General features: G+C 56.8%; 13 protein-coding genes and 1 tRNA gene. 12 read left to right on the forward strand and 2 right to left on the reverse strand.

All coding sequences use genetic code 11. The annotated features are described in order from the left end of the window. The first annotated feature begins 44 nt into the window (after positions 1-44). From rpsU to ACOYNV_RS03425, 10 genes are all read left to right on the forward strand, one after another. Positions 45-257 (forward strand): 30S ribosomal protein S21, encoded by a 213-nt coding sequence (rpsU, locus tag ACOYNV_RS03380; RefSeq protein WP_186412635.1) that lies wholly within the window; start codon positions 45-47, stop codon positions 255-257. A gap of 138 nt (positions 258-395) precedes the next feature. Continuing rightward, positions 396-842 (forward strand): GatB/YqeY domain-containing protein, encoded by a 447-nt coding sequence (locus ACOYNV_RS03385; RefSeq protein WP_422898333.1) that lies wholly within the window; start codon positions 396-398, stop codon positions 840-842. Positions 843-945: 103 nt separating this feature from the next. After that, positions 946-2,682, forward strand: coding sequence for a DNA primase (gene dnaG, locus ACOYNV_RS03390; protein ID WP_422898334.1), 1,737 nt, complete (start codon positions 946-948; stop codon positions 2,680-2,682). A 62-nt stretch (positions 2,683-2,744) separates the two neighbouring features. Beyond that, positions 2,745-4,688, forward strand: a complete 1,944-nt coding sequence (gene rpoD / locus ACOYNV_RS03395) for an RNA polymerase sigma factor RpoD (protein ID WP_422898335.1) — start codon at positions 2,745-2,747, stop codon at positions 4,686-4,688. 14 nt (positions 4,689-4,702) lie between these two features. Further along, a tRNA-Ile gene (locus tag ACOYNV_RS03400) sits at positions 4,703-4,779 on the forward strand. A 446-nt stretch (positions 4,780-5,225) separates the two neighbouring features. After that, on the forward strand, positions 5,226-6,566 hold the full coding sequence (locus ACOYNV_RS03405) for a DNA cytosine methyltransferase (RefSeq protein ID WP_422898336.1): 1,341 nt from the start codon (positions 5,226-5,228) through the stop codon (positions 6,564-6,566). 56 nt (positions 6,567-6,622) lie between these two features. Continuing rightward, positions 6,623-8,143, forward strand: coding sequence for an ATP-binding protein (locus ACOYNV_RS03410; RefSeq protein ID WP_422898371.1), 1,521 nt, complete (start codon positions 6,623-6,625; stop codon positions 8,141-8,143). Continuing rightward, positions 8,140-10,395, forward strand: a complete 2,256-nt coding sequence (locus ACOYNV_RS03415) for a Z1 domain-containing protein (protein ID WP_422898337.1) — start codon at positions 8,140-8,142, stop codon at positions 10,393-10,395. The genes ACOYNV_RS03410 and ACOYNV_RS03415 overlap by 4 nt, the downstream gene beginning before the upstream one ends. 2 nt (positions 10,396-10,397) lie before the next feature. Further along, complete coding sequence (locus tag ACOYNV_RS03420) at positions 10,398-11,393, forward strand: PD-(D/E)XK motif protein (protein WP_422898338.1); 996 nt, start codon at positions 10,398-10,400, stop codon at positions 11,391-11,393. Between the two features lie 57 nt (positions 11,394-11,450). Beyond that, a complete protein-coding gene (locus tag ACOYNV_RS03425) occupies positions 11,451-12,293 on the forward strand; it encodes a DUF3387 domain-containing protein (RefSeq protein ID WP_422898339.1) in 843 nt (280 codons plus the stop codon). 48 nt (positions 12,294-12,341) lie between these two features. On the opposite strand, the gene ACOYNV_RS03430 is transcribed toward ACOYNV_RS03425, so the two are convergent. Further along, the gene (locus ACOYNV_RS03430; protein WP_422898340.1) at positions 12,342-13,445 is read right to left on the reverse strand and encodes a phosphoserine transaminase; all 1,104 of its coding nucleotides are present in this window, start codon (positions 13,443-13,445) and stop codon (positions 12,342-12,344) included. After that, positions 13,442-14,695 carry an ATP-grasp domain-containing protein gene (locus ACOYNV_RS03435; protein WP_422898341.1) on the reverse strand — a complete coding sequence of 418 codons (1,254 nt, stop codon included), beginning with the start codon at positions 14,693-14,695 and terminating at the stop codon, positions 13,442-13,444. Before ACOYNV_RS03435 ends, ACOYNV_RS03430 begins: the two co-directional genes overlap by 4 nt. Positions 14,696-15,256: 561 nt before the next feature. On the opposite strand from ACOYNV_RS03435, the gene ACOYNV_RS03440 reads away from it, so the two are divergent. Beyond that, positions 15,257-16,816: a class I adenylate-forming enzyme family protein gene (locus ACOYNV_RS03440; RefSeq protein WP_422898342.1), complete on the forward strand. Its 1,560-nt coding sequence runs from the start codon at positions 15,257-15,259 to the stop codon at positions 16,814-16,816. A gap of 499 nt (positions 16,817-17,315) precedes the next feature. Beyond that, positions 17,316-19,388 (forward strand): YgiQ family radical SAM protein, encoded by a 2,073-nt coding sequence (locus tag ACOYNV_RS03445; protein ID WP_422898372.1) that lies wholly within the window; start codon positions 17,316-17,318, stop codon positions 19,386-19,388. Positions 19,389-19,478: the final 90 nt, after the last annotated feature.

Genomic DNA, 19,478 nt, shown 5'->3' on the forward strand with positions numbered 1-19,478 from the left:
GGCTGCGTTGTAAACAGTCGATTATTGAAATTAGGATAGAGTTAATGACCGCCATTCGTCTGAAGGAAAATGAGCCGTTTGAAGTAGCGATTCGCCGTTTCAAGCGCACCGTTGAAAAAACCGGACTGCTGACCGAACTCCGTGCCCGCGAGTTCTACGAGAAGCCTACGGCTGAGCGCAAGCGCAAGCTGGCCGCTGCAGTCAAGCGCCATCACAAGCGCATGCGCAGCCAGACTCTTCCGCCAAAGCTTTTTTAAACCAGATTTTGATTGCCGACCAGCCGCCCGTTTAGCGATGGGCGGCTTTTAGCATTTGTTGGCTGAAGCTTGCCTGATGTTTGCCTGTTGTTTGCCTGTTGTTTGCCATTTCGCCGCCGCAACCCAAGGAGACTCGCGATGACCCTGAAAGAGCGCATCACCGAAGACATGAAGGCCGCCATGCGTTCAGGAGAAACGGGAAAGCGTGACGCTATCCGCCTCCTGCTTGCGGCAATCAAGCAGCGGGAAGTCGATGAACGCATCGTGCTTGACGATGCGGCGGTCGTCGCCGTCATCGACAAGATGCTCAAACAGCGCCGCGATTCCATCACGCAATATGAAGCCGCCGGGCGCAAGGATCTTGCCGATGCCGAAAAGTTCGAGGCCAATCTGCTCACCGCCTATATGCCGGCGGGACTTTCGGCCGATGAAATCGCCGCCGCTGTTGCTGCCGCTGTAGCCGAAGCCGGCGCGGCTGGTCCCTGCGACATGGGCAAGGTGATGGCCGTACTCAAGCCGAAACTGGCCGGGCGTGCCGACATGACCGAAGTATCGAAGCTGGTCAAAGCCGCTCTCGCGAAGTAAGGGGGCAGGAGAGAAGCGTGAGGAGCAACAGCAATTTGGGGAACGTAAGACCAGTGCTCTGGTGTTACTCCTCACTCTTGACTCTTAATTCCTCACTATCCCAATGATCCCGGAATCTTTCATCCAGGAACTGCTGCACCGCGTCGACGTCGTCGACCTGATCGACGGCTACGTCCCGCTCAAGAAGGCGGGAGCCAATTTTGCGGCGTGCTGCCCGTTTCATAACGAGAAATCACCCTCGTTCACTGTCAGCCCGACCAAGCAGTTCTATCATTGCTTTGGTTGCGGAGCACACGGTACGGCCATCGGCTTTCTCATGGAGTATTCCGGACTCGGCTTTATCGATGCCATCAAGGAACTGTCCAACCGCGTTGGCCTGCAAGTGCCTGAAGACGAAGGTCGGCGACCCCATGACGGCCCGAAAATTACCGCGCTGACCGAAATCATGGCGCGTGCGGCAAAATACTACTATGAGCAGTTGAAGCGATCCGAAAAGGCCATCGACTATCTCAAGGCGCGGGGCGTCAGCGGTGAAATCGCCCAGAAATTCGGAATCGGCTATGCCCCGGAAGGCTGGCAAAACCTCGGCACGGCTTTCGAGGATTACACCATCAACGAATTGCAGATCGCCGGTCTGGTGATCAAGAACGAGCAGGGGCGCCTCTATGACCGCTTCCGTGATCGAATCATGTTCCCGATCATGAACCAGAAGGGCGAGGTTATCGCCTTTGGCGGTCGCGTGCTTGGTGCAGGCGAACCAAAGTATCTGAATTCGCCTGAAACGCCACTTTTCGAGAAGGGGCGGGAAGTTTTCGGTCTGCCGCAGGCGCGCGGTGCATTGCGCGACAAGGACACGGCGATCGTCGTCGAAGGCTACATGGACGTCGTGGCGCTTGCCCAGCATGGCATCGGCAACGCGGTGGCGACACTCGGCACGGCCACAACGGCGACACATGTGCAAAAGCTGCTGCGCCAGGTTGATCACATCGTCTACTGCTTTGATGGTGACTCGGCCGGTCGCAAGGCCGCCTGGCGGGCGCTGGAAAACAGTCTTGAAGCCTTGCCCGAGCAGAAAAGTATCGGTTTTGTTTTTTTGCCTGAGGCCGACGATCCCGACAGCTTTGTACGCAGCCAGGGAACCGAGGCTTTCGAGCGCATGGTCGTTCAGGCCACACCGCTTTCCGAGTTTTTGTTGCGCGAACTAGCATCACATTGCGACATGACCAGTGCCGAGGGACGCGCCAAATTGGTGGCTGAAGCCAAACCACTGCTAGGCCGCTTGCAAACTCCATTATTGCGGCTACAGTTGGTCAAGAGACTCGCGGAAGCCAGTGGGTTCTCGCAGCCAGAAGTTGAACGCCTGTGCGACCTGCGGCCAATTGCACGACCTGCACCGGCGCGAGTTCCCAGGCAGGCGCCCTCGTTGTTGCGCCCATTGCTGCGTTTGTTGCTGCAAAAGCCGGAATTGGCGAACGGCCTGCCAGTAGACGCGTTGCCAACCAATTCCGCCGAAGCACGTGCGGTGAGGAGTTTATGTGAAACGATTATGGCGGCAGGCGATCCAACGCCGCCCTACGCGGCATTGCTGGAACGGCTGCGCGGGAGTGAAGATGAAAATATTTTGCGTGAAGCCGCAGCCGAACTTATGCAACAACCCTTTGCCGAAGAAGATATCGATGCCGAGTTTGACGGTGCTATTAAACGCCTGGTCGAGGGTGAGAACAAGCGTGCATTCGCGCAGCTGCAGGAGAAAGTTTCAAAGCTCGGCGTTGCCGGGCTTTCGGGCGAAGAAAAGCTGCATTACCTGCAAGCATTGAGCACACGCGGGCGAACGGGCTAAAACAAGGCAAGTTGTGGTAAAATTTTGGGTTTTTCCAGTATAACGCACACCGGGAATTGGTCATGGCAAGGGAAAAGGCAACAACCAGCAAGACGGCAAAGGCTAAAGCAGCCGAGTTATTGGCACAAATCGGCAATCAGCCTTCGCCGGTTGACGACGAGACGCGCAAGACGCGGCTCAAAACGTTGATCAAGCTGGGCAAGGAGCGTGGCTTCCTGACCTACTCGGAAGTCAACGACCATCTGCCGGATGACGTCGTCGATGCCGAGCAGATCGAAAACATCATCAGCACCTTCAACGACATGGGAATCCAGGTCTTCGACGAGGCTCCGGATGCCGAGACGCTGCTCATGTCCGACGCCGCGGCGCCGGTGGCTGCCGACGACTCCGACGTTGAAGAGCAGGCCGAACAGGCGCTGTCTACCGTCGATTCAGAATTCGGCCGCACGACCGACCCGGTGCGCATGTACATGCGTGAGATGGGTTCGGTCGAACTGCTGACGCGCGAAGGCGAAATCGAAATCGCCAAGCGTATCGAAGACGGCCTCAAGCACATGATCCAGGCCATCTCCGCGTGTCCGACGACAATTGCCGAAATCGTCAATTGCGCCGACAAGATTGCCTGTGACGAAATGCGCATCGACGAATTGATCGACGGCCTGATCAACCACAGCGCCGACGAAGTCATCGAAGAACTTGCTGCCGACGAAGAAGCCGAAGTCGAGAGTGATGAAGCAGAAGACCTTGAAGCAGCCGAAGGTGCTGCGGCGGCAGCTTCCCTGCTCAAACTCAAGACAGAAGGTCTGGAACGGTTAACCGTTATCAAGTCGCTCTACACCAAAGCGCATAGCATCCTGATCAAAAAGGATTCGCAAGACAAGGCCTATCTCAAGCTCCAGGAAAAAATTTCGGAAGAGATGATGGGCATGCGCTTCACTTCCAAGACCATCGAACGCCTGTGCGAATCGGTGCGCGCCATGGTTGAAGAAGTACGCGGTTGCGAGCGCAAGATTCAGCGCATCTGCGTCGATACCGTGCGTATGCCTCGTCCGCACTTCATCAAGGTATTCCCGGGCAACGAACTTAACCTCGGCTGGGTAGACACCGAACTGGCCTCAGCCAGCAGCAAGGCTTATGCCCCGACCCTTACACGCAATGCCCCCAACATCAAGGAAGAGCAGAAAAAACTGCTGGCCCTGCAGGACCGCATCGGTATTCCGCTCAAGGAACTGAAGGACATCAACAAGCAGATGTCCACCGGCGAAGCCAAGGCGCGTCGCGCCAAGCGCGAAATGACCGAAGCCAACCTGCGCCTGGTCATTTCGATTGCCAAGAAATACACCAACCGCGGCCTGCAATTCCTCGACCTGATCCAGGAAGGCAACATCGGCCTGATGAAGGCGGTCGACAAGTTCGAATACCGCCGCGGCTACAAGTTCTCGACCTACGCCACCTGGTGGATCCGCCAGGCCATCACCCGCTCGATCGCCGACCAGGCGCGCACCATCCGCATCCCGGTGCACATGATCGAGACGATCAACAAGATGAACCGCATCTCGCGGCAGATTTTGCAGGAAACCGGCCTCGAAGCCGATCCCGCAACGCTGGCCAAGAAAATGGAAATGCCGGAAGAGAAGATTCGCAAGATCCTCAAGATCAGCAAAGAGCCAATCTCGATGGAAACGCCCATCGGCGATGACGACGATTCCCATCTGGGCGACTTCATCGAGGATTCATCGACGCTGGCCCCGACCGACGCCGCTCTCTATTCCAGCCTGCGCTTCATCACCAAGGACGTGCTTGACACGCTGACACCACGCGAAGCCAAAGTGTTGCGCATGCGTTTCGGCATCGAAATGAACACTGACCACACGCTGGAAGAAGTCGGCAAGCAATTCGACGTCACCCGCGAGCGTATCCGCCAGATCGAAGCCAAAGCCCTGCGCAAATTGCGTCACCCGTCTCGTTCAGACAAGTTGCGCAGTTTCCTGGATAGCGGTCAATAGCAAACCGGTTTTCAGGGCCTGTAGCTCAGTTGGTTAGAGCAGAGGACTCATAATCCTTTGGTCCAGAGTTCAAATCTCTGCGGGCCCACCAACACCGCCTTGAATAATAAGGCATTTTCGGCTGTTCCGGTCAACCAGGACAGCCGATTTTATTTCTGGCCGCCTTTCTACAGCCTGGTTAAAGTCAGAACGTAGAACCCCTCGAACTATCGGCTGTCGCGGCGAAAAGCCGAAAGCGAGTCTCGGTTGCCAAAGTTTCGTGAGACCATTTACCCAGTTCGGGCCATCGTTCCCCGTATCCCATGCAGAGTCCGCTGGCACAGTTTGCGCGTCATATTGTTGGCATTTAGCGCCTGTTTTTAGCACAAGCATTCGCCTCTGGGGGCCTCCAGCGATCAGGAGCGGCGGCAAGCCTACACCACTATCCCGGGCCGGGCGAAGGGGCGTAAAGTGCTAATATGGTGCGATCATTGTAATTCGTTATAAGGCCGAAGTTGGTCCACCCTCCCCCGCGGATGGACTGGATAATTTATACAAATGTCAAAATTCCAATTTATAGACCTTTTTGCGGGGCTAGGTGGATTTCATGTGGCGCTTGAGCGGCTGGGTGGGGAGTGCGTCTTCGCCGCAGAGATTCGGCCGCACCTGCAAACAATCTACGCCAGAAATTTCGGAGTGACTGCAGTCGGGGATATTAGGGAAGTCATGCCAGCCGACGTGCCTGCGCACGAGGTGCTCTGCGCGGGATTTCCCTGTCAGTCCTTTTCCAAGGCTGGTGACCAAGCTGGGTTCAACTGTTCCCGCCAAGGGACGCTCTTTTTTGACGTTGTGGCTATCCTGAAAGAGAAGCGCCCGCGACATTTTATCCTTGAGAACGTCCCCAACCTCCTAAAGCATGACGGAGGCAACACGTTCCAACGCATCAAGAAGGAACTGGAGAAATTGGGTTATGCAGTGGATGAGGCAAAGCTCTCGCCCCACCACTTCGGCATCCCGCAGATCAGAGAACGAGTGTATATCGTGGGGCGACTGGAATCCCTGGATGGCTTTAAGTGGCCGGAAAAGGAAAACCACTCCACCAGCATTACACATGTGCTGGAGCATTTCCCGGCCGATGCGAAGACGCTCTCGCAGAAGACGCTTCACTGCCTGACAGTATGGAACCGCTTTCTCGAGTTGTGCCCGAAGGACGTAGCCTTGCCTTCCTTCCCCGTCTGGTCCATGGAGTTTGGGGCCACCTATCCCTTCGAGAGCACCACGCCCTTCGGCGAGCGTGCACGCTTGGGGGGCAGCGCCTTGAACGGCTATCTAGGTACTCATGGCATAGCACTTGCGAAGCTGCCGCCCGATGAACAATGGAAGGCGCTGCCCAGCCACGCGCGTACGCTGCAAGCGGAATTTCCCAAATGGAAGAAGGATTTTATCCGCTCTAACCGGAAATTCTACGCGGATAATCGGCATTGGATTGACCCTTGGCTACCGATGGTCAAGCCCTTCGTGTCGAGCCACCAAAAATTCGAGTGGAATGCACAGGGAGGTAATCGAAATCTGTGGGATTACGTCATCCAATTTCGCGCCTCAGGGGTACGGGTTAAGCGGCCCATCACGGCTCCCAGCCTTGTGGCGATGACTGATACGCAAGTACCCATCATCGCATGGCAGAAGCGCTACATGACGCCTCGCGAGTGCGCAAAACTTCAGAGCTTGGGTGAACTCAAGCACCTGCCGGAACCACAAGGACGAGCGTTCGAGGCCCTTGGCAACGCCGTGAATGCCAAGGTCGTCGAGAAAATTGCCCGTTTGCTGCTTCGTCACGACACCCTTTCGCCCGCTCAGGCGCCACCTCCTGAACTGCTCCCCCTTCTTGAACCGGCATAGCCATGAATATGACTGAACCAGTCGCCCCCACCATTAATATTCGGCCCGAAGTGAACATGCTTTCGGTGTTAAAACACCTCAATTACAAGGCCTGGTTCGCCGTCGCAGAATTTGTTGATAACAGCATTCAGAGCCATATTGCAAACATAGATGCACTGCGGGCGCAGGAAGGGCCACATTTCAAGCTGCGAATCCGGGTCCGCTTGGACCCAGAACTCTCTATGATTGAAATTACCGATAACGCGGCCGGCATCTTCATAGGAGACTTCGCCCGGGCCTTCCGGCCAGCAGAGATTCCGCTTGACCGGACCGGGTTATCGGAGTTCGGCATGGGCATGAAGGCGGCAGCATGCTGGTTTTCTGACCTGTGGAGCGTGCGCACGAAGGCTCTTGGGGAATCCGTCGAACGCACTGTGCGCTTTGACATTGGCGCCATCGTCAGCAACCGCACAGAAACGCTTGGGGTCGAGGAACGTCCAGCGGCTCCCGGCGAGCACTACACAATCGTTACTCTGGAGAAGCTCGGAGCGAAGTTCCCGCAGGCGCGGACCCAGAAGAAACTCAGGGAGCACCTTTCCAGCATCTACCGTGTGTTCCTGCGCAGGGGAGACATAGAACTGCTCTGGGATCGAGACGCCGACCCCCTTAGCTATACCGGCGCCGCCATCCTCGAAGCAACGCCCGCTGCCTCGCCTGATGCACCGTCTATGGAATGGCGAAAGGCGGTCGATATCGATTTCGGGGAGGGAAAGCGCATCCATGGCTTTGCAGCCTTGCGCGCGGAGGGGTCCACGACGCACGCGGGCTTCGCACTGTTTCGCCGGAACCGGTTGATTGTCGGTAGCGATGACGAACCCTTCCGGCCCTTGGAGATTTTCGGCAACGCCAACAGCTACCGATTCCAGCGCTTGTTCGGGGAGTTGCACGTTGAGGGCTTCGAGGTCTCTCACACCAAGGACGGCTTCAAGTGGGACGAGCATGAGCAGGATGTACTCGACAAGCTCCGCAACGCAGTCGAGGACGAGCCGATGAATCTCCTTCGTCAGGCGGAGCAGCACCGTGCCCGGCCTTCGCGGACAGTCATAACGACCGTCGCCGATACGGCGACGGTCAGTGTCACAAAGGCGTTGGAACGTACAGCCGGCCCCGTACTGAGCGGCGAGCCCGTCCCTCAGGAGTTGGTGCAGGTTGCCCCGCCGACCCCGCCGGCGCTAGACGTAGCACCAGTATCACAGCGTAGCGTGGAAATTTTGGTGGACGGCAGCCGTTGGGTCATTAATCTGCGCATGACACTTGACCCGAATGTCGCTGACTGGCTACGCTTTTCGGACCAGACCACGTCTGACCTATTCGAAGAACTCGAGGAGCACCGGATTACGGTGGACGTTTCACTGGCACACCCCTTCGTTGAGCGCTTCATTGGTCCCGAAAACGGCAACACGGAACTCATTCTACGTTTCGCCACAGCCATCTCCGTAGCACTGGTGCGCATGCAGCGAGGTGGCACCTCTGCAGCGGTTCCTCTCCATTGGATTAACAAGCTCCTGCGGGAGACCCTTTCAGGCTCACTCCCATGACCGTTACCATAGAAGAACTGTCAGGCATAGAACCCGACCTGCGCTGGATGCCCAGGCAGGGGGACGTTACGGCCGACTTTCTAAAGCGGAAGGTTCTCGCTGGGGAGGCAAGCGAGGAGGCTCTTCACACTGTGGCGTTCGAAGCTCACCGGATACTCGGTCGCTGCGTACCCCCCAAAGATCCTGACGCCGAGGCAACCGGCCTTGTAGTAGGCTACGTGCAGAGCGGAAAAACCCTGTCTTTTACCACCCTTACAGCCCTCGCTAGGGACAACGGATTTGGCGTGGTTATCCTCATCGCTGGTACCATCGACAACTTGAAGTCACAGTCCGAGGATCGCTTAAAGCAGGACTTGGCGATATCCGACGAGCCTGGACAGCCATGGGTGCTAGTTGACAACCCCGCGCCGCACAACAGTGGCTTCGAGGCGTTGAAGCTGCAACTCGGCCGCTGGCGCTCACCGTCGGTGAGCCAGAGAAAGAAGAAGACCATCCTCATCACGGTGCTCAAGCAACATCAGCGACTGGCAAATCTCGTAGAATGCCTCCGCCACAGGTCTATCAACCTCCATGGCGTGCCCTGTCTTGTCATTGATGACGAGGCAGACCAAGCGAGCCTGAATAATTGCGCCGCCAAGAACAAAAAGACGAACCAAAACAACTTGAGCGCCAACTACAGGGAAGTCACCAACCTGAAAGCGGTGCTGCCCCACCATACATACATCCAATACACGGCCACGCCGCAAGCGCCACTGCTCATTGCTCTCGCCGACATCCTTTCGCCAGATTTCGCCGAAACGCTCACTCCAGGGCAGGGGTACGTTGGCGGGGATACACTATTCGCTAATGGCTCGCGTTACGCAAAAGCCATCCCGTCAGCTGAGGCGGTAGCCACGGCAGCGAGCTATCCGACGGCACCACCGTCGTTGATGGACGCCCTGCGTGTTTTTTTGCTGGGTGCATGTGCGCACGCGTTGGCCGAGCAGAATTCGAACCGGACCATGATGGTGCATCCGTCCCAGCAAACTGCTCCGCACACGCAATATCTCGACTGGATACGAACGCCGCTACGGGAATGGAAGTCATGGCTGTCTGACCCCGTGTTGCGTGCCACACTCCAGGAGCAATTCGTCGTCACGCATGCCGACCTTATGATTACCGTCGGCGAGAAGCTGCCAGGCTTGGACGTGCTGTTCGTGAAAATGGATGAGGTGCTCGACACAGTTATGGTTCGCGAGGTCAATTCAACGGGAAAGGGTGCCGCGCCGATTCGCTGGGGCGATAACGAATACTGGATACTGGTTGGTGGACAGAAACTCGATCGAGGATACACGGTGAAGGGGCTCACCGTCACCTACATGCCGCGCCCGCTCGGCGTAGGTAACGCCGACAACATCCAGCAGCGTGCTCGGTTTTACGGCTACAAAGCGGGCTACCTCGGATATTGCCGCGTGTATGTCCGGACGGAGGTGAAGACCGCATTTGAGTCCTACATAGAACACGAGGACTTCATCCGCAGCGAATTGGAGGGCATGCGGGGCCAGCCACTCAAAGAATGGAAACGAAAGTTTATCCTCGCGGACCGTCTTCAACCGACGCGGCGGAGCATCATGGGTATCGGGTTGGATGAGGTGGCGGCAGCTGACTGGCTGCACCCGAAAGCAGCCCACGTAAACCGGACGGCTGTTGCCCACAACCGAAGGGTGTTCGATGATTTCGTTGGACAACTCCGCAACCGCTTTGAGGAATCGCTCGCGCATGAAGTGGCTCCGGACCGCTACCTCGACAAGCGCAAGAACTCGCCGCGCAACAAGCTTTTCGAAGCGGTTCCGTTAATAGATGCCTATGAGCAGCTACTTTCTGCCGTTCAACTAGGCACTCCCGAGGATGCGACCGAGCGCACGGCTATGCTCGTGGTCCTGGGGCGACTGCTGGCGGAAAGTCCAACTGAGATTTGCGATGTCTTCCTTGTCGGGGACCTCCAGCCGCAAAACCGCTCACTTCGAAAGCAGTCCATCAACCAGGTGTTCATGGGCAAATCCCCAAACACTCCCGATCGCGCACTGCTCAAATACTGTGGGGACCGGGAGCTTCACTCTGAGGAACGCGTCACACTTCACCTACGCTGTTTCGAATTTCTCAAGTCGGCGATACCCGTCGGTCCTGAGGATGCTAGCTCTGACGTGCCTTGGTTTGCCATACATATCCCGGACAACCTGAAGAAGCGCATCTTGCTTCAGTCCGAGACCTGAGCATGGACGGTATGAGCATTTGGGAGAAGTTCGAGGCCCTAGAACATGACACAAGTAGTGGTTTGGCTCTGTCAGCTCTGTCGTTGCCGAGCGCTGGTGCGCATTACCTTGCGAAGGGCAGTGCGGGCGAACCTATCCTACTACTGAGGGTCCAGAAACGTCGCGTGCCACGCATTCCGCTTGGTCTTCGCCATGTACAAGTTGAGTTTGAGGTGGAATGTGCCGTCAACGACCGGGAATCTGCCGATAGTTACGTCACGGCAACGTTCTGTCGTGCGGTTTGCGACCCAACAGCGCCGGGCTTGCATGCGCTGTTCATCCATGCGCTGGCGGGGGCCGTGGAGGGCTTGCCGCCCAATCTGACGCCCGGAGAGGTCGACGGGTTCTTCGAGGGCGCCGTTGAACTATTCCGTTCGTTCTCATCACCCGCGAAGACATCTGTTTTGGGCTTGTGGGGCGAATTACTCGTAATCATAGCCGCTCCGAGCAGGGATGTACTCGTAACAGGGTGGCATGTAACCCCCGAGGAGACCTTCGATTTCGCATTCCCCGGCGCCCACTTGGAAGTCAAGACGACCGCCCGCCCAAACCGCCAACATGATTTCGCCCTGACACAGTTGCGGGGAGAGTTAGTGCCGACGTTCGTCGCAAGCATCGTGGTGGAACAAAGTGATGCAGGGGAAAACGTCTTCGAGTTGGCCTACGCACTTCAGGATAGCTTGACGCCGCACAATCGCGCCAAGCTGTGGCGGTTGTTAGCCCAGTCTGTCGGTAGCGAGGCGGAAGGGGCGGGAGATATTCGTTACCTGCGGACTGCCGCCTTAAACTCGTTGCGGTTTTACGATGCTTCGACCTTGCCCGCACCGGAGATTTTCGCACCAGCAACCCTGTGCATCTCAAACGTACGGTTCAGCCTCGACCTTGACCGAGTGCCATCTCTCCCAGTGTTCGTGCCGAACGAAGTTTGGTCGATGGTTGGCGTTGAAAATAGATGCTGATAGGGGAACTTCGTTCAGGATGAACTCTTAGTCAATGGCCGGTATGCTGTGGTTGGCGTGGCGATATGTTCAGTCCTTGCCTGCGCCGCAGCAATACGCCCGCACATCTACAGCGCACAGATCAAGAAGCGGCTGGAGAAGCGCTTCAAAGATCCGGCTGCCCCGCTACGTCTGGTGGCCTTCTTCCAAGCCGTCAAGATCATCCTGACCAAGCGCGAGATCAGTGCCCAGAAGCGCACCGTCGAGGAACGCGAACTGGCAATCCGCCAGATCATCGGCTCGGCGGTGGTGTCGGAGGAAGTTGTCGATATCTTCGATGCGGTGGGGCTGGACAAGCCGAATATCGGCATCCTCGACGACAACTTCCTCGCCGAAGTGCGCAATCTTCCGGAGCGAAATCTGGCGGTCGAACTGCTGGAACGGCTGCTCGAAGGCGAGATCAAGTCACGCTTTGCCGGCAACGTGGTGCAGTCGAAGAAATTCTCCGAACTGTTGAGCGACGTCATCAAGCGTTATCAGAACCGCGCCATTGAAACCGCACAGGTGATCGAAGAATTGATCGAGATGGCGAAGAAGTTCCGCGAGGTGGCCGGGCGCGGGGAGGAGCTCGGGTTGAGCGAAGACGAGATCAGATTCTATGATGCACTGGCTGATAACGAGTCGGCGGTGCGTGAGTTGTCGGACGAGACTTTGAAGAAGGTCGCCCATGAACTGACCGAGAATCTGCGCGCGAATTTGAGCGTCGATTGGTCGCAACGGGAGAGCGTGCGGGCCAAGCTGCGGTTGATGGTCAAACGGATTCTGCGGAAATACAAGTACCCGCCGGATCAGCAGGATGCGGCGGTGACGCTTGTGCTGCAGCAGGCGGAGGCTTTGGGTGAAGCTTGGACAGTGAGCTAGTCCAAACTGGCTGGAGCTTTTCCTTGCATCCTGTTCCTGGTTGCGGAATTACCTGGCTTGCCGGCGTTGGAATTCTTCCATAAAACCAGCAAGTTCCTCAACCGCCGCAAGCGTCAGGCCGTTGTAAATGGACGCTCGAATGCCACCGATCGCGCGATGCCCGGCAAGGCCGGAAAAGCCCGCCGCCAGCGCCTCGGCAATGAACAGTTTGTCCAATTCCGGGGTAGCCAGGTTGAAAGCGGCATTCATCACGGAGCGATCCCTAGGCTCGGCACGGCCGCGATAAAAGCCATCGCTTCCATCGAGCAGGCGATAAATGAGTTGCGCCTTATTCTGATTAATCTCGTCCATCCGCGCCAGGCCACCGATTTCGTTGATCAGCCAACGCGTTACCAGCAGGACGACGTAGATGGCGAATACCGGCGGCGTGTTGAAGTTGGAATGCGCCTGAGTGTGACTGCGGAAATCAAGGAACCCAGGCAGATCGGTCGGTGCATCCTTGAGCATCTCATCGCGAATCAGAACCACGGTGACTCCGGCTGGTCCGATGTTTTTCTGGGCGTGAGCATAAATCAGGGAAAACCGTTCGGCCGCACAAGGCTTCGACAGGAAATCCGACGACATGTCACACACCCTTGGCACGTCGTCGCGGCCCGGCACCCGATGGAACTGGAGCCCCTCGACCGTTTCATTCGAAACATAGTGCAGGTAAGGAGCATCCGGCGAGAAGGGAAGCTCTTCGTCGCGCGGCAGACACCGGAAGCCGTCTGCTTGGCCGCTCCAGAGCACACGAACCGGCCCTTGACGCTGAGCTTCAGGGAGGGACTTGCCGCTCCAGTAGCCGGTGTGCAGGTAGTCTGCCGGATGCGTTTTTCCGCGGAGCAAGGTCATCGGGATCATCGAGAATTGTTGCGTCGCTCCACCTTGCAGGAACAGCACGTGATAATCACCGGAGAGACCCAATAATGTCCGGATATTGTTTTCCAGTTCGGTGACGACAGCGGCGAACCAGTCCGAGCGGTGACTGATACCGAGCACCGACAGGCCAATTTCAGGAACCTCGATAATCGATTCCCGGGCCTGCAGCAAAACGCTTTCCGGCAAAACGCCGGGGCCGCCGGAAAAATTCAGGCGATTAAGAGGCTTCATCATTTCGCCGCCGTCAGGCGGAAAAGATAATCCCGGAAAGCGTTTTTGACCTTCAGCATATGCGGCTGCTTGTAGGGGAACTGGTGTTCCGGGTCCATGGCGTGCACCACCATGGCATGGTCGATTTCGAACACCAGGAGCTGGCCGTCAGGGGTTTCTGCACAATCGATGCACAGATAGTCGAGCTTCGTGCGTTGGTAAATGGCCTCCAGGGCCAGACGGTGGCGTTGGGCAAAATCATCGAAATGTGCCATGAAATTGGCCTCTTCATCTCGTTTCCAGGCCTCCTCATACATCCCGGCATTCACGTAATGGATCATCCAGTTCGAAGAAACGCCCATATGGCAGGCAAATGCCGCGCCATCGATCAGCGCCACGCGCATTTTTCGGAACAGTCCGTCTTTTCCGCTGTAATCGATGAAGCGCGACATGAAGAATTCTTCTTCATCAACCCGGGAAAGATAATTGGCGATGGCCGCTGGATCATCAATCTTGTTCAGATCACGCCCGGCATGCGAGCCGACGGGGCGCAAAATGACCGGAAAATCACAGCCGTCAAAGAGCTCGGGAAGCCGGGCGACGCCAGACGCAATATCCAGCAATACGGCACGCGATGCCCGCAGGGTTGGCGGAATCAGCAATCCCGGCGCATCTTGCAGCAGCGCACTGGCAAGCTCGCGCCCGGTTGACGGAATATGCTGCGCGGCGTTGATGACGGGTTTCGGCCAAACGGCCAAGGCATGCTCCAGCGCACCAAGAATCTCGCGGTTTTCGTCGCATTCGCTCATGGCCACGATCAGAACGTCGTGCTCGGGAACGGGCAAGGCCAACGGCGAGTTGGTGGAATTGGGGGCGTTGCCGGAATCGGGATAAACGTAGTAGAAATCCAGATCGATATCGCTGGCTTCGAGCAAGCATTCGAGCGGCGTATTGGCCGAAAGATCACCCGGCACCATGAGCATCAGCAAACGCAATCTTGCCGGCTGTTCAGCCGCGGCGAGGTGGTAGATACGCTTCAGTTCCAGCGCCTGGGCCTGGATGGCCAAGCCCAGGTCGCGCTGGCCGACACATTGCATGGCCAGGGACAGATTCATCCACAGGTTGGCATCATCAGGACGTGCCCCAGCCACGGCCAGCATCTCCTGGCCGATGGGCAGCAAATCCGTGCCGGCAATGCTCACGCGCAGAAAAGGGGCCAGACCGATGAAAGGCGTCTCAAACTGGCTCGCGGGGTCGGGGGAAGCGAAGGTCATCAATGAATTCCAGTGTTTTAATTTTTATGGGCACCCGAGAAAGCAAGAGTCTCCATCAATTTTTTTCATCTTGTGATTTTAATATTAACCAGCAAAGAATTTGCCCCATTTTTCAGATATTCGGTGCTCGGTCAGGGTGGTGCCAATTGATCTGGCGGTTTTTGTCCGTCACCCAACATTGAGTTTGGACAAAAGCGCGACGTAAAACACGCCCCGGCCAGCGAGAGCCGTTTCGCCCTCTCCGAAGTCGCCGAACTGCTCGGAATATGTCAGTCCAACTTGGGCCCAAGGTCCAATACGATCAGCGTGCCGCCTGGTAACGAACAAATGTTCCCTTGTGATAGGTGGTGACAGTCTGCCTCAATCAGGGATTTTGAGATGAAAACAGACATTGACCGGGGTACGGCGGACGAGGATACTAAAAATTATGGGGTTGAGATTCCTGTCCTCATCCTTCAGAACCCGGAATAGATAGTACGAAAAAGCATTTCATGCTTTCACTACGGATTCTGCGCTCTGGAAAATATCGCTTTTTGCCGAAAACGACCGAAGGAGATTCCAATGGGACCCATTCAGAACTACGACGACCTGCCGATGAACTGGGTTGGCGATTGGGCGGGGCGCCGCGCTGCCCTGACCCCCCAGCGAACGGCACTGTATGACTCATTCACCGAAAAGGCTTACACCTTTCAGGAAATGAACGAGCGGGCTTGCCGGGTGGGGGCCTATCTGAACGACGTGCTGGGCCTGCGCAAAGGCGATGTGCTGACGCTGATTTGCCGCAACCGGATTGAACCCATCGATCTTTATCTGGCCTGCGGGAAATTGGGGATAATTTTGGCGCCGCTGAGCCAGCGTCTGAAAAAGCCGGAACTGGATGATCTGATGGCGCGCCTTCAGCCCAGCGTCCTGGTTCACGAAAATCAATTTGCTGAACTGATCTCTAGCTTGTCGGTGCCCTCGTCGGTTCGATCGGTGATCAACATCGATGATGACGCAAACTTTTTTGAAAACGTCATCCTGAAGACCGATCCCCGGGAGGTGAACATTCCGCTGGCGATGAATGATCGTTGCTTGTACGTCCATACGGGCGGCACGACGGCGGTGCCGAAAATCTGCATCGTGTCTTACCGGCAGATGGTCTGGAATTCGGTCGACATTCTCTTTACCGGCGTCGTCGGTTCCTTCAAAAAGGTGCTGATCACCTTTCCGTTCTTTCACATCGGCGGATGGAATACCTTCACGCCGCTTTTTCATGCGGGGCTTACCAGCGTCCTGATGCGCGAATTCAATCCCGGCCTGGTGCTTGATCTGATCCATGAAGGGCGCATCCAGAATTTCGGCGCAGTTGAAGCCATGCTGCAATTCCTGATCGCCCATCCAAAATTCGGGGAAACCGATTTTTCCCGTTTGCAGGCGATCACCACTGCCGCCGCGCCCTGCTCGAAAGCCGTGATGCAAACCTTCCTCGACAAGGGCGTTCCGATCAGCCAGACCTACGGGATGACCGAGGCCGGCCCCTCCAATTGTGCCTATATCCCCCGCTCAGATTCCATGGAAGATTTGCTCGCGAATTCAGCAAGCATCGGCACGTCCATGTTTCATTGCGATTCCAGAATCATCGATCAGGAATCAGGGCGCGAAGTCAAACCCGGCGCAACAGGCGTTCTGTGCCTACGCAGTCCGCATAACTTTGACGGCTATCTCCATGACCCGGAACGGACCGCGAAAACACTTCTTGAGGACGGCTGGATTTATACCGGAGACTTGGCACTGCAGGGTCAGGACGGCTTGATTTTCATCAAGGGACGGGCCGACAACATGTTCATTTCAGGGGGAGAAAACATTTCCCCGGAGGAGATCGAAAACGCTCTGATGAAACATCCGACTGTCGCTGGAGCGATCTGTGCCGGCATTCCCGATCCAAAATGGGGACAAGCACCCGTTGCGCTCGTGATTTTTCACCGTGGCAAGAGTGCCGACGAAGATGAACTCAAAGCCTTCTGCCGGAACTCTTTAGCCGATTACAAGGTTCCCAGGCAAATCCGTCCAGTTACCGAATTGCCGCTGACCAGCGTTGGAAAACTGAACCGGAATGCCGCCGCCGCCTTGTTTTCCTGAGAGGCTGTGAAAAATTCATTTCAGCCTATGCTACCTACTCGTCACCCCGGCGAAGGCGACCGAAGGAAGTGCAGAGCCCGTGGTCCAGTTCGTCTATCTGATTGTTTTCATGAATATTAGAGGTACGCACTGGCTCTGCATTTCCTTCGGTCAGATTCCGGCCTTCGCCGGAATGACGGTCTTGGATGGTTGTCCCAATTAATTCACAGCCTCTGAGTCAAACTGCAATCGTAGCGGATCATTCAAAAATGCTCCTTCGCCGCCATGACTCTACGCACCACGGTGGATGTGTTCCTGTTCCAGATGGTCGGGGAAGGTTGGCTAGGCAATCGACACCTCCGTGCCATAAGGATGGTGTCCTGAAATCATTGTAGAACATTGTAAAATCCGCCCCCTCATGATTAATGCCAAGACAGACATGCACGCCAGCGCCCCCAAACCCCTTTCTTCCTACCGCAAGTACTGGGCCAAGCGCTTTGGCGTGGCGCCCTTTCTGCCCATGTCGCGTGCCGAGATGGATGAACTCGGGTGGGATTCCTGCGACATGATTCTGGTGACCGGCGATGCCTACATCGATCACCCGAGTTTCGGCATGGCGCTAGTCGGTCGCTTGCTTGAAGCACAGGGTTTTCGTGTCGGCATCATCAGCCAGCCCGACTGGCTGTCAGCCACAGCGTTCAGGACGCTGGGCAAACCGAACCTGTTCTTTGGTGTGACGGCCGGCAATATGGATTCGATGGTCAATCGCTATACCTCGGATCGGAAAATTCGCTCGGATGATGCCTATACGCCGAATGCCGAGCCGAACAAGCGGCCGGATCGTGCCGTGGTGGTTTATGCGCAACGTTGCCGCGAAGCTTTCCCGGAGGCTAATGTAGTCATTGGCTCGATCGAAGCCAGTCTGCGCCGGATCGCCCATTACGATTACTGGTCGGACAAGGTGCGGCGTTCGGTTCTGCCCGATTCAAAAGCCGACATGCTGATCTTCGGCAGCGCCGAGCGCGCCCTTGTTGACCTGTCGCATCGCTTGGCGGCGGGCGAAAAGATTTCAGAAATTCGTGATTTGCGCGGTACCGCCTTCATGGTGCCGCGCGGCTGGTTGCCGGGTAACGATTGGTCGGAAATTGATTCGACCGACGTCGATACGCCGGGGCCGCTGATCCGTCACATTGACCCTTACGCCATGGAGCCCGAGCCGGACAAGAATGCGGTCTGTGCCACGCCGGCGCCAGGCGCCAGTCAGACGCAGGTCATCCAGTTCAAGTCGCCGATGCGGATGCCGAGGATGGATCGGGCGCGGACGGCGATTCGCCTGCCGTCCTACGAGCAGGTGGTCAATGATCCGGTGCTGTATGCCCATGCCTCGCGTACCTTTCATGTCGAATCGAATCCGGGCAACGCCCGCGCCCTGATCCAGGCGCACGGCGAGCGCGATGTGTGGCTCAATCCACCGCCAATGCCGCTGACCACGCCGGAGATGGACGGCGTCTTTGCCGCACCATTCCAGCGCAAGCCGCACCCGTCCTATGGCGAGGCGAAGATTCCGGCGTTCGACATGATCCGCTTTTCGATCAACATCATGCGCGGCTGTTTTGGCGGTTGCACCTTCTGCTCGATCACCGAGCATGAAGGGCGCATCATCCAGAGCCGTTCGGAAGAATCGATTCTCAAGGAGATTGAAGAAATCCGTGACAAGACGCCGGGCTTCACCGGCACCATCTCCGATCTCGGCGGGCCGACGGCCAACATGTACCGCCTGGCCTGCAAGGACCCGAAGATCGAGGCCTCGTGTCGCCGCCTCTCCTGTGTTTTCCCCGGTATCTGCGAGAACCTCAATACGGACCACGTGCCGCTGATCCAGCTCTATCGCAAGGCACGCGCCATCAAGGGGGTGAAACGGGTGCTCATCGGTTCCGGTTTGCGCTACGACCTTGCCGTGCGCTCGCCGGAATACGTCAAGGAACTGGTCACGCATCACGTTGGCGGTTACCTGAAAATTGCCCCGGAACATACTGAAGAAGGGCCGCTGGCGCACATGATGAAGCCGGGCATCGGCGCCTACGACGAGTTCAAGCGGCTGTTCGAGAAGTTTTCGAAGGAGGCGGGCAAGGAGCAGTATCTGATCCCGTACTTCATCGCAGCGCATCCGGGAACCAGCGACCTGGATATGCTTAATCTGGCTCTGTGGCTCAAGCAAAACAATTTCCGTCTCGATCAGGTGCAGACTTTCCTGCCGACGCCGATGGCCATTGCCACGGCGATGTATCACACGCAGCGCAATCCGCTGAAGAAAATCACGCGCAATTCGGAACTGGTTGAGACCGTACGCGGCGGGCGGCAGCGCCGCCTGCACAAGGCTTTTTTGCGCTACCACGACGCTGAAAACTGGCCTTTGCTGCGTGACGCACTCAGGCAGATGGGCCGTGCCGACCTGATCGGCAACGGCAAGAAGCACCTGATTCCGGGTTTTCAGCCGGCCGGAACGGGTTTGCACCATCAGGAAACACGTTATCCAAAAGTGTCGCCGCGTGCGCCGGGACGCTCTACGGCGAAGCCGGTCAGGAAGCGCTGATCGACCTGTCGGCAAGGCTTGCAGCCTGCTTTCCTTCGTTTTTCCTGAACTGTAAATAGTTTTTGCAGTGCAACAATCGAGGCCTTGGCT

It is taken from the genome of Propionivibrio sp. (assembly GCF_049316945.1).
Classification (GTDB): Bacteria; Pseudomonadota; Gammaproteobacteria; order Burkholderiales; family Rhodocyclaceae; genus Propionivibrio.

What these genes read in the sequence shown, in the direction of transcription:
- rpsU (WP_186412635.1), top strand. Translation starts at nt 45, where the DNA reads ATGACCGCCATTCGTCTGAAGGAAAATGAGCCGTTTGAAGTAGCGATT.
- ACOYNV_RS03430 (WP_422898340.1), bottom strand. Translation starts at nt 13,445, where the DNA reads ATGATGAAGCCTCTTAATCGCCTGAATTTTTCCGGCGGCCCCGGCGTT.
- dnaG (WP_422898334.1), top strand. Translation starts at nt 946, where the DNA reads ATGATCCCGGAATCTTTCATCCAGGAACTGCTGCACCGCGTCGACGTC.
- ACOYNV_RS03410 (WP_422898371.1), top strand. Translation starts at nt 6,623, where the DNA reads ATGCTTTCGGTGTTAAAACACCTCAATTACAAGGCCTGGTTCGCCGTC.
- ACOYNV_RS03385 (WP_422898333.1), top strand. Translation starts at nt 396, where the DNA reads ATGACCCTGAAAGAGCGCATCACCGAAGACATGAAGGCCGCCATGCGT.
- ACOYNV_RS03405 (WP_422898336.1), top strand. Translation starts at nt 5,226, where the DNA reads ATGTCAAAATTCCAATTTATAGACCTTTTTGCGGGGCTAGGTGGATTT.
- ACOYNV_RS03435 (WP_422898341.1), bottom strand. Translation starts at nt 14,695, where the DNA reads ATGACCTTCGCTTCCCCCGACCCCGCGAGCCAGTTTGAGACGCCTTTC.
- ACOYNV_RS03420 (WP_422898338.1), top strand. Translation starts at nt 10,398, where the DNA reads ATGGACGGTATGAGCATTTGGGAGAAGTTCGAGGCCCTAGAACATGAC.
- ACOYNV_RS03415 (WP_422898337.1), top strand. Translation starts at nt 8,140, where the DNA reads ATGACCGTTACCATAGAAGAACTGTCAGGCATAGAACCCGACCTGCGC.
- ACOYNV_RS03440 (WP_422898342.1), top strand. Translation starts at nt 15,257, where the DNA reads ATGGGACCCATTCAGAACTACGACGACCTGCCGATGAACTGGGTTGGC.
- rpoD (WP_422898335.1), top strand. Translation starts at nt 2,745, where the DNA reads ATGGCAAGGGAAAAGGCAACAACCAGCAAGACGGCAAAGGCTAAAGCA.
- ACOYNV_RS03445 (WP_422898372.1), top strand. Translation starts at nt 17,316, where the DNA reads ATGTCGCGTGCCGAGATGGATGAACTCGGGTGGGATTCCTGCGACATG.